General features: G+C 41.9%; 7 protein-coding genes and 1 pseudogene. 4 read left to right on the forward strand and 4 right to left on the reverse strand.

Going from position 1 to position 13,281, the window contains the following annotated elements:
- The 4 genes and pseudogenes from OCK74_RS22355 to OCK74_RS22370 all read right to left on the reverse strand — a co-directional run.
- Positions 1 to 182: pseudogene (locus tag OCK74_RS22355) on the reverse strand (sodium transporter); the annotation flags it as partial.
- Positions 183 to 261: 79 nt separating this feature from the next.
- Positions 262 to 1,764, reverse strand: coding sequence for an L-arabinose isomerase (araA, locus tag OCK74_RS22360; protein ID WP_279299320.1), 1,503 nt, complete (start codon positions 1,762 to 1,764; stop codon positions 262 to 264).
- Between the two features lie 375 nt (positions 1,765 to 2,139).
- The gene (locus OCK74_RS22365; RefSeq protein ID WP_279299321.1) at positions 2,140 to 2,838 is read right to left on the reverse strand and encodes an L-ribulose-5-phosphate 4-epimerase; all 699 of its coding nucleotides are present in this window, start codon (positions 2,836 to 2,838) and stop codon (positions 2,140 to 2,142) included.
- Between the two features lie 79 nt (positions 2,839 to 2,917).
- Positions 2,918 to 4,615, reverse strand: coding sequence for a ribulokinase (locus OCK74_RS22370; RefSeq protein ID WP_279299322.1), 1,698 nt, complete (start codon positions 4,613 to 4,615; stop codon positions 2,918 to 2,920).
- Positions 4,616 to 5,080: 465 nt separating this feature from the next.
- On the opposite strand from OCK74_RS22370, the gene OCK74_RS22375 reads away from it, so the two are divergent.
- The 4 genes from OCK74_RS22375 (at position 5,081) to OCK74_RS22390 (ending at position 13,239) form a co-directional block, all read left to right on the forward strand.
- Positions 5,081 to 5,812 carry a DUF3826 domain-containing protein gene (locus OCK74_RS22375; RefSeq protein ID WP_279299323.1) on the forward strand — a complete coding sequence of 244 codons (732 nt, stop codon included), beginning with the start codon at positions 5,081 to 5,083 and terminating at the stop codon, positions 5,810 to 5,812.
- Positions 5,813 to 6,084: 272 nt separating this feature from the next.
- Positions 6,085 to 9,438 (forward strand): SusC/RagA family TonB-linked outer membrane protein, encoded by a 3,354-nt coding sequence (locus tag OCK74_RS22380; RefSeq protein ID WP_279299324.1) that lies wholly within the window; start codon positions 6,085 to 6,087, stop codon positions 9,436 to 9,438.
- Positions 9,439 to 9,485: 47 nt separating this feature from the next.
- Complete coding sequence (locus OCK74_RS22385) at positions 9,486 to 11,459, forward strand: RagB/SusD family nutrient uptake outer membrane protein (protein ID WP_279299325.1); 1,974 nt, start codon at positions 9,486 to 9,488, stop codon at positions 11,457 to 11,459.
- A gap of 124 nt (positions 11,460 to 11,583) precedes the next feature.
- A complete protein-coding gene (locus tag OCK74_RS22390; RefSeq protein WP_279299326.1) occupies positions 11,584 to 13,239 on the forward strand; it encodes a polysaccharide lyase in 1,656 nt (551 codons plus the stop codon).
- Positions 13,240 to 13,281: the final 42 nt, after the last annotated feature.

Below are 13,281 nucleotides of genomic sequence, written 5' to 3' on the forward strand. Positions count from 1 at the left end.
TTGGAGGCGATCATGGAGGCCCCGATGGCCCACCAGGTCAGCGAACCCTCGGCCAAAAAGAAGTCGTGGGTGTCGGTGACGGCTTTTTTCTTTTTGTTGTACACCCAGTAGCCATAGGAGGCCACAATAACAAAATAAACAATGAATACAAGGTAGTCAGCGAAAACTAAGTTCTTTTCCATACAAGCAAAGAAGGTTTTTGGAATGACGAATAAGTAAATGACTCGTTGTCCTAAACCTATCCGTCATTCATCATTCAGATTATTTAGATTTTAATTGATAATAGAGGTCGTTCCAACGCAATTCGTTTTTGAAAGAATGCAGTTTTGTTTCCTTATCAATCAAAACAAATTCAACTCCTGCCATTTCTGCAAAATCTTCCAGGTGTTCTGAAGTAAGGTTTTGAGAATAGCAAGTATGGTGAGCACCACCCGCTAAGATCCAGGCAGCGCAACCAGTTTTCATATCAGGATAAGGTTTCCACAAAGCACGGGCAACAGGAAGTTTAGGAAGTTCCTGAGTTACATCCACAGCTTCTACATCATTTACCAATAAACGGAAACGACCGCCCATATCAACTACAGAAGCATTCAGCGCTGGACCGCCGGCAACATTAAATACCAGGCGTACTGGATCAGCCTTGCCACCAATACCTAATGGGTGGATCTGGCAAGAAGTTTTTCCATTGGAAATACTTTCGCAGATCTCGAGCATGTGCGCACCCAGTACCATTGGATTGCTAGGATCGAAATGGTAAGTATAGTCTTCCATGAAGGAGTTCCCTCCAGGTAAACCTGCGGCCATTACTTTCATAACACGTACGAGTGCAGAAGTTTTCCAGTCACCTTCACCACCGAAGCCATAACCTTCTTTCATTAAGCGTTGAGAAGCGATACCTGGCAACTGAGCCATGCCATGGAGGTCTTCAAAAGTATCAGTGAAACCTTTGTAATTACCTTGTTGCAGGAAGTAACGCATGCCGGCTTCAATCTTTGCTGCTTCACGCAGGGAAGCATGTTGCGCGCCGCCTTTTCTCAGGCTTTCCTGTAGTTCATAGCTATCAGAGTACTCTTGAATTAAAGCATCAACAGTAGCATCGCTCACTTCATTGATCACTTTTACCAAGTCGCCAATGCCGTGTGTATTTACTGAGTAGCCAAAAATCATTTCGGCTTCTACTTTGTCGCCTTCGGTTACAGCAACATAGCGCATGTTGTCGCCAAATCGAACGAAACGGGCCCCCTGCCAGTCATTCCAGCCAGCAGCAGCTCTAGCCCAGACATTGATCTTATTCAGAACTTCTTCATCCTGCCAGTGGCCAACAACTACTTTGCGGTTTTGGCGCAGGCGCGTCATCATGAAACCGAATTCGCGGTCACCATGAGCAGATTGGTTCAGGTTCATAAAGTCCATGTCGATACTATCCCATGGGATATCGCGATTAAATTGAGTGTGCAGGTGTAATAAGGGTTTCTGCAAGGTCTTCAATCCACCGATCCACATTTTAGCGGGGGAGAAAGTGTGCATCCAGGCGATGATACCGATACAGTTTTTGTCGGTATTCGCTTCTACACAGATGTTGTAAATCTCTTCCGGTGATTTTACGGTAGGTTTAAATACAACCTGAACTGGAATTTGTTTTGCATTGTTCAACGCAGTGGCGATCGTTTTGGAATGTTCAGCCACCTGTTTCAATGTTTCTTCTCCATAAAGGTGCTGGCTTCCAGTAACAAACCACACCTGCAATTGTTTCAAATCTGTCATTTTATGAGATTGTGAATTGTGATTGGTGTACGATCAATATTCAACGAAACATAGAACATACACTTGTATTTATTAAGTAAAGAATGTTGTTATAAGATTTATTGCACTACCGCTTTTTAAGACATAAAGTGGATAATGCAGTTATGGACTGTTAGCCTGGGTGAAGGATAAGACCAGTAATAGAAAATAAGCTCTTTCTTTTGAAGAGATGTTTTGTAATAAACAGTAAAAAAGAAGTGATCAGTTTTTTCATGGTAAAAGAAATCGTTAGCAGACGTCAAATATCAATGGGTTATATTTTGATAGGTTGTTTTCAATGTACCAGAAATGAAACTTGCCAGTGATCATTACAGATCACTGGCAAGTAGTTATTTATTATTGACCATAATATGAATGTGGGCCATGCTTTCTTTCATAATGCTTCCTGATCAGGGAATCCTGCAATTTAGGGACGTCTTTCCTGATTTGTTCGGTCAGGTAAGCCATTTGGGCTACTGTTTCTAAAACAGCACTGTTGTACACTGCTTTTTCAGGTGTTTTACCCCAGGTGAAAGGAGCGTGGTTTCCTACCAGGATCATTTCTACTTCTTCGTAGCTCAATCCTTTTTGTTCCAGGCATTCCATAATCTGGAAACCGGTCTGGTATTCATAATTTCCTTTGATCATTTCATCATTCATAGGAGGAGCACAAGGGATATCCACGGTTAAGTGATCGGCATGTGTTGTACCAAAGATGGGAATATCTCTTTGAGATTGAGCCCATGCTGTTCCATAGGTAGAGTGCGTATGCACAATGCCGCCAATTTTTTCCCAATGCTTATATAAGACTGCATGGGTCAAAGTATCTGATGATGGGCGCAATTTGCCTTCAACTGTATTTCCGTCGAAGTCAACAATCACCATTTTCCCGGGAGTGAGGTCTTCATAAGGAACACCGCTTGGCTTGATGGCAAAAACGCCGAGATCCCTGTCTGCGGCACTTACATTGCCGAAGGTAAAAAGTACCAGGCCTAGCTTAGGCAGTTGCATATTTGCCTCGTAAGCAGCTTGCTGTATGTGTTGGTATTTGCTCATGATGCGTGAAATGTCAAGCGTTACTGACTATTGATTGATTAATTATTGTTTTATGATTATTGTTGTTCAAATTTTATAGTTAGACAGCAGCCAATTCAGATACAGATGGTATTTGATTTTCCACGAAGCCACCCAATTCTTTGTATTGCAGGTAGCGTTTTGCATAGATAACAGCACGCTCTGAATTAGGATAGTATTCTGCATCGAAGCCTTGTCCCATTACTTCCATAGCCTGTTCAACATTTTGGTAAATACCTGCGGCTGTAGCAGCAAACATGGCAGCGCCCAAAGCGCAGGTTTGTTCTGATTTATGGACACGAATCGGCATGTTAATGACATCTGCCATCATTTGCATGATGAAAGGAGATTTTTTAGCAACACCACCCAGGGCGATCAGGCCTTTAACAGGGATACCTTCATCAACAAAGCGTTCAACGATTGCTTTAGCGCCGAAGCAAGTTGCTTCTACGATAGAACGGAATATTCTAGGAGCATCACTTCCCAGGTTAAGACCAGTCAAGGCTCCGGTCAATAATTGGTTTGCATCAGGTGTGCGACGACCATTGAACCAGTCAACGGCCAGTTCGCCATCTTCTTCTAAAGACAGAGCGGCTGCTTGTTTGCTGAGTTCAGGGATGATCTTTTCAGTAGCTTCTTCAATGAGCTTTTTGATGGTATCGGCATCAACCAGTTTGGATTGGGAAAGGATGTTTTGCATAGGCCAGGCAAGAACATTCTTAAACCAGGCATAAGCATCACCAAAAGCAGACTGGCCAGCCTCCATACCGATCATACCAGGAATTACAGAACCAGGAACTTGTCCACAAATACCTTTTACCAATGTATCTTTTACTTCTTCAACCGGGGCTACGAGGATGTCGCAGGTAGAGGTGCCCATGACCTTGCTGATGTAATAGGGTTCAATTTGGCCACCTACTGCACCCATGTGGCAGTCGAAAGCACCTACACCAATCACTACGTTTGTTGTCAGGCCAAGACGGTTCGCCCATTCCTGGGAAATGATACCGGCTGCTTTATTGGAACAAGACGCATCTGCGAAAAGTCTTTGAGTAAAGCCTTGAAGCAATGGATCAAGAGATGTAAAGAAGTCTTCAGGAGGTAATCCGCCCCATTCAGCAGCATATAAGGCTTTGTGGCCAGCAGCGCAAATGCTGCGTTTCATTTCTGAAACTTGCTGTCCGCCGGTAAGTATATAAGGAATCCAGTCGCAATGTTCTACCCAGGAATAGCAGGCATTACGCACTTTTTCATCTACTCTTAAAATATGAAGGAGTTTCGCCCAGAACCATTCAGAAGAATAAATGCCTCCAACATACTGGAGGTAGTTGATATTGAATTTCTCCGCATGCATGTTGATTTCTGCAGCTTCCTGAACTGAGGTGTGGTCTTTCCATAGTACGAACATCGCATTTGGATTTTCCTCAAAGCCTGGAAGAAGGCAAAGCGGTGTTCCGGATTCATCTACAGCTATAGGAGTGGAGCCGGTAGTATCAACCGAAATAGCGCGCACTTGTGCAGCTACTTCAGGACCAGCTTTAGCCAAACAATCTTTTATAGTTGCTTCCAGACCTTCAACATAATCCAGCGGGTGCTGGCGGAATTGGTTGGCAGCGGCATCGCAGTATAAACCTTTTTTCCAGCGAGGATAATAAAATACAGAGGCAGCAATCTCTTGTCCTGTATTGGCATTTACAAGGAGTGAACGTACCGAGTCAGTACCATAATCCACACCGATAACGTATTGATTCTCTTTCATAAAACAAGAATTGTAAAAATAACAATTATTCCTAAAACTAGGACAATTTTATTAATGCGAAATAAATTTTATTCCGCGCTCAAATTGATTTATGAAAATGTTTGATTTACAATGCTTTGTAGCTTTCTAAATTATTATATAGAATAGCTGGTTTTCGGAGCTTTTTTAATGGAAGAGTTGGTTGTTTATCTATTTTTGGAGCCTAAAATAAATGCCATGAAGGGATATTATATAAATGAGTGAATTATTGGATTATGCTGTTCAGGTGCCTTGTTTTCATCTGTCTATGGAAATTCGAAGCAGGCTGATTGCTGTTTCGGACTTTATCTTGGAGGTCGCCAAAAGAATAATGTAAAAAGCAGAAAATAGCAAAATGTTCCATCATGAAAGTAAATCCTGACATTGCAGGAGGTATGAGCCAATTTTACCTTTATGCCTCGTTTTTTATTCCTTAAACAAATATTCATGAAATTTAGTCTTTCATCTATAGCAAAGGCTTCAATAATTAGTCGCTTTGCTTTGATGGTTTGCTTGTCTTCCTCAGTTATTGCGCCTGCATTTGCGCAGGATAGCCAAACTAAAAAGGAAGCTGATACCGCTTATTATAATGTAGTAAAACAAAGAGCCGGCAAAATTGTAGTCAACCTGGGTATTGAAGATGCTGCAAAAGCTGAGCGTGTGCAAACAATTATTGCCAGGCAGTATCAGAATCTGAATAACATTCACACCAGCCGCGATATTCAGATAAAAGCCGAAAAGGCAAAAGCAGATCAAAGCAAGGAAGCTATTGCTGCTAGTGTGAAGAAGATTGAAGATAAGGCCAGTAAGCAATTGGCAAAACTACACAAGAAATACCTGAAACAATTAGGAAAACAATTGACAGGTGAGCAAGTGGTGAAAGTAAAAGATGGAATGACTTATGGCGTGGTGCCCTTAACTTATAATGGCTACATGCAGATGCTTCCCAATCTTACAGAGGAGCAAAAGAAGCAGATCATGGCCTGGTTGGTTGAAGCCCGCGAAAAGGCTATGGATGCGGAATCTTCTGAGAAAAAGCATGGGTGGTTTGGTAAGTACAAAGGCCGGATCAATAATTATCTTTCAGCTTCAGGTATTAATATGAAGCAGGCGGGAGAGGAGTGGCAAAAACGCATTAAGGCAGAACAGGAAGCGAGGAAGGGGAATAAGGCATCTTAGTATGATAAAAGCCTTTATTCATCTTTAACGATACGAAACAGGAAAAGCTTACCGTAAGGTGAGCTTTTTTATTATTCCTGCCATTTAAGAGATGAAAGTACAACAATGAAATAATGGGATAATATATGAAATAGCAGGATTGTCCATCATGTCAGTGAAACTTGACATTGTCCCAGGGGGCGGGCAAATGTAATTTTAACAATTATATGACCCCCTAATAGCCATAGGAATCAATTTACTTCCAATTAAAAGATTTTTAAACGACACAGCTTATGAAGCATTTATTGCTTGCCTTGGGGACGACACTCGTTGTGGGTGTGCCCTCCATGGCTTCTCCAAATTTTAAGAGTGATCCTTCGTTCAGACATGCATATTTCAATGCAGGGCCAATTACTGGTAGAGTGACCGATGACAAAGGGCAGCCTTTGGCAGGTGTGACTGTGCAGGTAAAAGGTCTGAAAACTTCTGCTGTAACTGATGCAGATGGCTCTTTTACCATTAATGCACCAAGCGGTGCTTCGACACTTGTTTTTTCCTATGTTGGTATGGAGCGAAGGGAAGTGAGTATTGGGGGAAAAACAGACTTTCAGATTCAGTTAAAAACTGCTAATGCTTCGTTAGATGAAGTTGTTGTTGTGGGCTATGGTACACAAAGAGCGAAAGCTGTTACCGGATCAGTGGCAACAGTTGATGTGAAGAAGTTGGAGAATATACCAACGGCTACGATCACAGAAGCATTGTCAGGACAAGTGCCAGGTTTAAGTATTTCTGGCGTTAGTTCCCGCCCTGGTGTGAAGCCTTCAATTGATATTCGTCAGCAGTTTGGCTGGAGTAAAGATGGAAGTAGTACAACTCCTTTGATTGTAATTGATGATGTGATCCAGATTAATCCGGAAGATGGCAAGCCTTCTATGGATGCGTTCAATAATTTGGATGTGTCTGAGGTGGAAAGCATTACTGTGCTGCGTGATGCAAGTGCTGCCATCTATGGTTCTAGGGGGTCTCAGGGTGCTATCGTTGTAAAGACGAAAAGAGGAAAAGCTGGCGCTCCTAAGATCTCTTATTCTGGTAGATTCCAATATAACGATGCCGTGAGTCATCCAAAGGTGATGAGTGCTTATGAGTATGGTATATTCACAAACAGGTACGGGCGTGCCGCAGGTTGGGCCGCTGCTAACTTGTTTGACGAAACTGAGTTGGAAAAAATGAAATCCCTGGATTATGACTGGCGTAAAGAAGCCTGGAAAGCTGCTGGTACAATGCAACATTCAGTTAATGTGAGTGGTGGTGCAGAGAAAGCTACTTATTTTGCCGGTGCCTCCTACTATAGCCAGGGTGCTAATATGGGTAGCCAGGATTATGAAAGGTGGTCATTCCGTACAGGTGCAGATGTTAAGGTGGCTAATAATTTGAAATTGAGTGCTACTGTTGCAGGTAATAACACGGATATTGAAAAATCGTTTACAAAAGTAACGCTTAATGATGGTGTTTATACAAGGCAATCAGAACAAACCGATTATGCAGCATTGGCCCACATGCCCAAATATATTCCCTGGCAATATAACGTAAATGGTGTTGATCAGTTCATATCTCCTGCTTTGGGTACTAAAAGCGCGAGCACCTCGGTAAATAATAATAACATTACCGGTTGGAACTATTTTGCGCTGTTGAAGAATGGGTCTAAGACTGTAACAAACACTTTCAATTATAATACGAACTTTTCATTGCAATATGATTTGCCTTTCATCAAGGGTTTGTCTGTAAAAGGTTCATACGGATTAAGTTATTCTGCGGACAACAATGAGCAAGTGATGCTGCCTCAGACACTTTCTGTGGCAACAAATACAGATAAAGCAGGAACGCACTTGTATGATCCTGCAACTTCTGTTTGGTTTACAGGGATCAGTAACGGTAGAACGCGTGTTGGATATACTGATAGGATTGGAAAAATGCAGCAGGCAAACTTCTTTGTTAACTATGATAACACGTTTGGTCTCCATAACATTTCTGCAGTAGCTTCTGTTGAGAAAAGCCAACAGGATTTTCAGAATAAAACGATTCTTTATGAAAGTACAACAGATGGTTATAATGGAGCCTCTTCTTCAGCTGGTATATTGAATACCTCCAATACCATTGTGGGTAGGAGTATAGGCGGTAGCCTTTCTTACCTGGGTCGTGTAAACTATAACTACGATAGTAAGTATTTGTTGTCGTTCTTGTTCCGTTCAGATGCATCCACCAAATTTGCTCCTGAAAACTACTGGGGTTTCTTCCCAAGTCTTTCTGCTGGTTGGGTAGTGTCTAAAGAAAAATGGTTTAATGACAAATTTGACTGGGTGAACTATTTGAAACTTCGTGCTTCTATTGGTAAAACCGGTATTGATAATGTTAAGCCATGGAGATGGGCGCAATTATATAGCTATGCAGCTGATAAGGGGTTGGGATTTGGATCTGCTAATGGCGGCATGTTAGTGTCTGGAGTGAATCCGGATGTTACTCCGAATAGGGACCTGACTTGGGATCAAACGATTAAACGCAATATTGGTATAGATGCCTCTTTCCTGAAAAGCAGGCTTTCTATTACCATAGACCAATACTATGATCATATAACCGATATGTTAACAGTGATGGGTGCCCAGGTTGGTACTCCTGTTACTGTAGGTGGTGCTTTTGCTGAACAAAACTTTGGTGCAATTAAAACCTGGGGTACTGAGTTGAGTGCGACCTGGAGGGATAAAGTTGGTGCATTTGATTATAGTGTAGGAATGAACTTTGCAACCGAGAACAACAAGGTTACAAAATATCCGACTGCTGCTTTTGATTATCCATCAAAGATTGACAAACAAGTAGGATATTCTACCATTCGTCCCGCTTATGGCTTTATCACCTGGAAAGGTACTTCAACCGGGGATGGACTATTGCGTACCCAGGAAGATATTGATGCTTATTGGACTTACCTAACCGATTTGGCTACAAAAGCTGGTACTACTCCAAAATACTTTAGCGGAGATAAAACAAGCATTAAAACAGGTATGCTGGCTTATGAAGATAGAGCAGGAGCGCTTGATGCTACAAATAAAACAATTGCCGGGCAAAATGGTCAAATTAACGAGTACGAAGATTATGCGGAATTAGTTCATAAAAATAGAGCCTATAGCGTTAATACGAATCTGGGTGCTTCCTGGAAAAACTTAAGCTTACAGGCTCAGTTGGCAACTAGCTGGGGTGGATACAATTCCATTGATTACCTGAAACAGCCAACAAGTAGTGGTCAAATGTTCTGGTCTCGTGAGAGTTATCTGAATGATATGTTCGATGCTGCAGATAACGTAAATGGTAAATATCCTAATCTGTTCTATAATGACTTTAAAATTGGTAATCCATCTGATTTCTGGCAAATTTCATCATTCCGTTGTTATGTACGCAGCCTGAGCTTTGGTTATAATCTGCCTAAGGAAATTGCTCGTAAAATTCGTATGGATGGTGTTAAGCTTTCTCTGTCAGGTGTAAACATGTGGGATTTTTACAATCCATATCCGGATCATTATCGTAACATGTATGATAGCCCAAGCTCGGATTATCCAACATTGAGAACCTGGACATTCGGTGTGAATGCTACTTTTTAAGTGAGTAAATAAATTTTATTGACAATCATAGATATAAATCTAAGAAAATGAAAAAAATATTAGGATCCATCTGCTTAGCTGCGGTAATGTTTACCGGTTGTAAGCAGGATTTCCTCGAGGATATGAAGAGCTACGATAAGTTTGATGAGAACTTATTCAAAAACCAGGCACAGACAGGCTGGTATATCGACAGGGTGTATTATGATTACTTTTCTGCCTATAAATCGCCAATTGTTACCTTGGTTGGGACATATGACGATGCTCGTACAAAAATGACGGAAGAGATCGGTGGAACTGTTGGCAATTACATTAATCCTCAGAAGACTTTGGTGAACTCGCAGGATGCAGATGCCTATTATGGCGCTCCTCTTGCAGCTAGTTTATCGAATAATCCTTATACTCGTATTCGTAACTGTAATGTCCTGTTATCTAAAATAGACTCAGTAGGAAAAGACCTGCCTCTTTCATTTAGAAAAACATCCCGTGGACAAATGTTTTTACTCAGAGCGCTTCAGTATTTTGATCTGGTACGTGTTTATGGTGGTGTTCCCATCATAACAACCGTTCAGGATACCAAAGATGCGCCTGAAACAATTCAAGTGCCTCGTGCAAAATCTTCAGAAGTTTTTGCTCAAATTGTAAAAGACCTTGATTCTGCTGCCGCTTTATTGCCTATGCAATGGGATGGTGCTAATTTTGGTCGGTTCACAGGTGCAGCTGCGCTGGCTATGAAGAGCCGTGTGTTGCTCACTGCTGCCAGCCCTTTATTTAATACTAATTGGGATAATTCAAGTGATGCTAAATGGCAAGCGGCATTGGATGCGGGTCTGGCTGCTGAAACAGCGTTGACTAATGCCGGATATGGCTTGTATGGTGCTGGTACTACTAAAGGTAAAGATTGGGCTGAAATGTGGTATAAGAATGATAATGCTTTCAACAAAGAAGCTATCATGGTGCAGTTGTTAACCAATTCTACTTTAAACACAGGCACGAATTTGAATGGTTGGGAAAAATCGATCAGGGTAGCTAAGCAAAAAGGTAGTGGCGGTATTGCTGCTCCTAAAGAAATGATCGATCTGTTCCCACTGGCAGACGGTACCCGTCCTACTGCTGCAAATGGATACGATGCGCTCAACTTCTTCATGAACAGGGATCCCAGGTTCTACCGCACGTTTGCTTTCTCTGGTTCTAAGTGGCCAATAGCAGAGACCGATGTACCTTCTGTAATTTGGTTGTACAGATGGAAAAATGGATCCACCCCTGTTTATAGCGATGGTAACTCCGTGACTAGCCCTGCTGTAGTTTCTAAAATGACAACTCCGAAAGCTAGTTATCTTGTCGGCCTGGATCGTACGGGTACCGATATTATGGAATACCGCTATGCAGAGTTGTTATTGAACATTGCTGAATGTTATGCTGCTAAAGGTGATATTGCTAATTGTGTTATTTATCTTGGAAAGATTCGTAATCGTGTAGGTATCCCTTCTGCCAACAATTATGGCATTGGCCCCTTAGCTGATAAATATGCTGCTATTGAAGCATGTTTGTACGAGCGTCGTGTTGAGTTGGCTTATGAAGGCAAACGCTTCTGGGATATTCAACGTTGGATGCTGTATAATGATGACGCTGCCGCAGGTAATAACACCTGTGCCAAATTAGGAATTGCTCCAATTAATGGTACCGCTCGCACTGGCCAGCATTGGCAGTATAAAACTACTACTACGAGCAATACTGATCCATTGACGGCTGCAAGGGGTACGATCTCTATTGACCCGGATGCTGCTGATTTCCAAACACAATTGCAGGCTCTGAAAACTTTTGTTCAAAACAACATAGTGCTTTCTTCTCCGGATAAACCGATGGATAATATCAATGGTACATCAGTATCAATTAACTTCAGACAGAACTATTATCTTTCTGGAATAAAAGATAATGTACTTTCTGTGAATCCATGGTTGACACAAACTATTGGATGGAATGATTATAGTGGTGCTCTTGGAACATTTGATTATAAACAATAAATAATCAGCAATGCAAGGGGAATGTTTAGCATTCCCCTTGTTGTAACTTTTAATAGACGGTTTTGCTTGCTTGCCGGGATTTTATTGATTTACAAACTTTAAAACAAGTAAACCGAATTTGAAGATGAAAATGAATTTTGTCAAGTCTTTATTGTTTGCCTCGGCTATCGGAGCAGTACAAACCGTTTCTGCCCAATATCCTGATATCCCAAAGGATGTGAAAGCATGGTCTGATTCGTTGATGGAAGCGGCCCGTTTGCATTCCGATTCTGCATGGGAAAAGGCAAAGCCCATCATGGAAAAAGAAGCCATGGAAGGCAAACCTTTTATTCCATGGGCTTCACGTTATGATGAATTACCTCAAGCCAGTATCCCAGCTTTTCCCGGTGCAGAAGGCGGTGGTAAATACTCCTTCGGCGGTCGTGGTGGTAAAGTATACGTAGTGACAAATTTGAACGATGATGGTCCCGGAAGTCTGCGTTGGGCATGCGAACAAGGCGGCGCCAGAACCATTGTTTTCAATGTGGCGGGGATCATCCGCCTGAAAACGCCGTTGATCATCCGTGCTCCTTACATTACCATTGCCGGCCAAACGGCTCCCGGTGATGGAGTTTGTATTGCAGGAGAATCTGTTTGGATCAATACCCATGATGTGATCATTCGCTATATGCGTTTCCGCAGGGGCGAAACAAATGTTGGTAGAAGAGATGATGCCATTGGCGGTAACCCAATTGGTAATATCATGATTGACCACGTATCTGCCTCCTGGGGATTGGATGAAAACATGTCCATGTACCGGCATATGTATAACGACAGCACCGGCAAAATTGAAGACAAGTTCGGAACCGTTAATATTACGATCCAGAACTCAATTTTTTCTGAATCATTGGATACCTGGAACCATGCATTTGGCAGTACGCTGGGTGGAGAGAATTGTACGTTCATGCGCAACCTTTGGGCGAACAATACAGGACGTAACCCATCTGTGGGTTGGAATGGCATCTTCAATTTTGTGAACAACGTGGTTTTCAACTGGGTACACCGTTCAATTGATGGAGGAGATTACCGTGCTCAGTTCAATATCATCAACAATTATTTCAAACCAGGTCCTGCTACCCCTAAGAATACACCTGTAGGACACCGTATCCTGAAACCTGAGTCTGGTCGTAGTAAACTGAAATACCATGTATATGGAAGGTGCTATGTAAATGGTAATATTATGGAAGGTTATCCGGAGATTACAAAAGATAACTGGAATGGTGGCGTTCAGGTGGAAGAAGAAAACAATGCAGGTAAATACACTCCGTTCATGAAGGTGAACAAACCTTTGCCCATGACTGAGTTGACTATTCTATCTGCACAAGATGCTTTCAATTATGCCATCAATAATGCGGGAGCTACTTTACCAAAAAGGGATGCTGTAGATAAGAGGATTGCTGAGCAAATCAGAACCGGTAAAATAGATTATAAAGAAGGAGTGAAGTTGCCTGAGACTCAATTCAAGCACCGTCGTTTACCTATCGATTCTTATAAGATTGGCATTATCACTGATCCAAGCCAGGTGGGTGGATATCCTGAATATAAAGGAACACCTTACAAAGATTCTGACAACGATGGTATGCCTGATGCATGGGAGATTAAAGTGGGCTTGAATCCAAACAATGCAGCAGATGCAGGCCTGGATAAAAATAAAGATGGTTATACCAATATTGAAGAATATTTGAATAGTGTAGTAGATCTGAAAAATGTAAAACCTGTGGTGGCGAAAAAGTCTATTTAAAACCCGTTTTAATCATTCTATAAGGAAAACAGCCTGTCAGCA

It is taken from the genome of Paraflavisolibacter caeni (assembly GCF_025628885.1).
In the GTDB taxonomy this organism is placed as follows: Bacteria; Bacteroidota; Bacteroidia; order Chitinophagales; family Chitinophagaceae; genus Flavisolibacter; species Flavisolibacter caeni.

What these genes read in the sequence shown, in the direction of transcription:
- OCK74_RS22390 (WP_279299326.1), top strand. Translation starts at nt 11,584, where the DNA reads ATGAAAATGAATTTTGTCAAGTCTTTATTGTTTGCCTCGGCTATCGGA.
- OCK74_RS22385 (WP_279299325.1), top strand. Translation starts at nt 9,486, where the DNA reads ATGAAAAAAATATTAGGATCCATCTGCTTAGCTGCGGTAATGTTTACC.
- araA (WP_279299320.1), bottom strand. Translation starts at nt 1,764, where the DNA reads ATGACAGATTTGAAACAATTGCAGGTGTGGTTTGTTACTGGAAGCCAG.
- OCK74_RS22380 (WP_279299324.1), top strand. Translation starts at nt 6,085, where the DNA reads ATGAAGCATTTATTGCTTGCCTTGGGGACGACACTCGTTGTGGGTGTG.
- OCK74_RS22365 (WP_279299321.1), bottom strand. Translation starts at nt 2,838, where the DNA reads ATGAGCAAATACCAACACATACAGCAAGCTGCTTACGAGGCAAATATG.
- OCK74_RS22375 (WP_279299323.1), top strand. Translation starts at nt 5,081, where the DNA reads ATGAAATTTAGTCTTTCATCTATAGCAAAGGCTTCAATAATTAGTCGC.
- OCK74_RS22370 (WP_279299322.1), bottom strand. Translation starts at nt 4,615, where the DNA reads ATGAAAGAGAATCAATACGTTATCGGTGTGGATTATGGTACTGACTCG.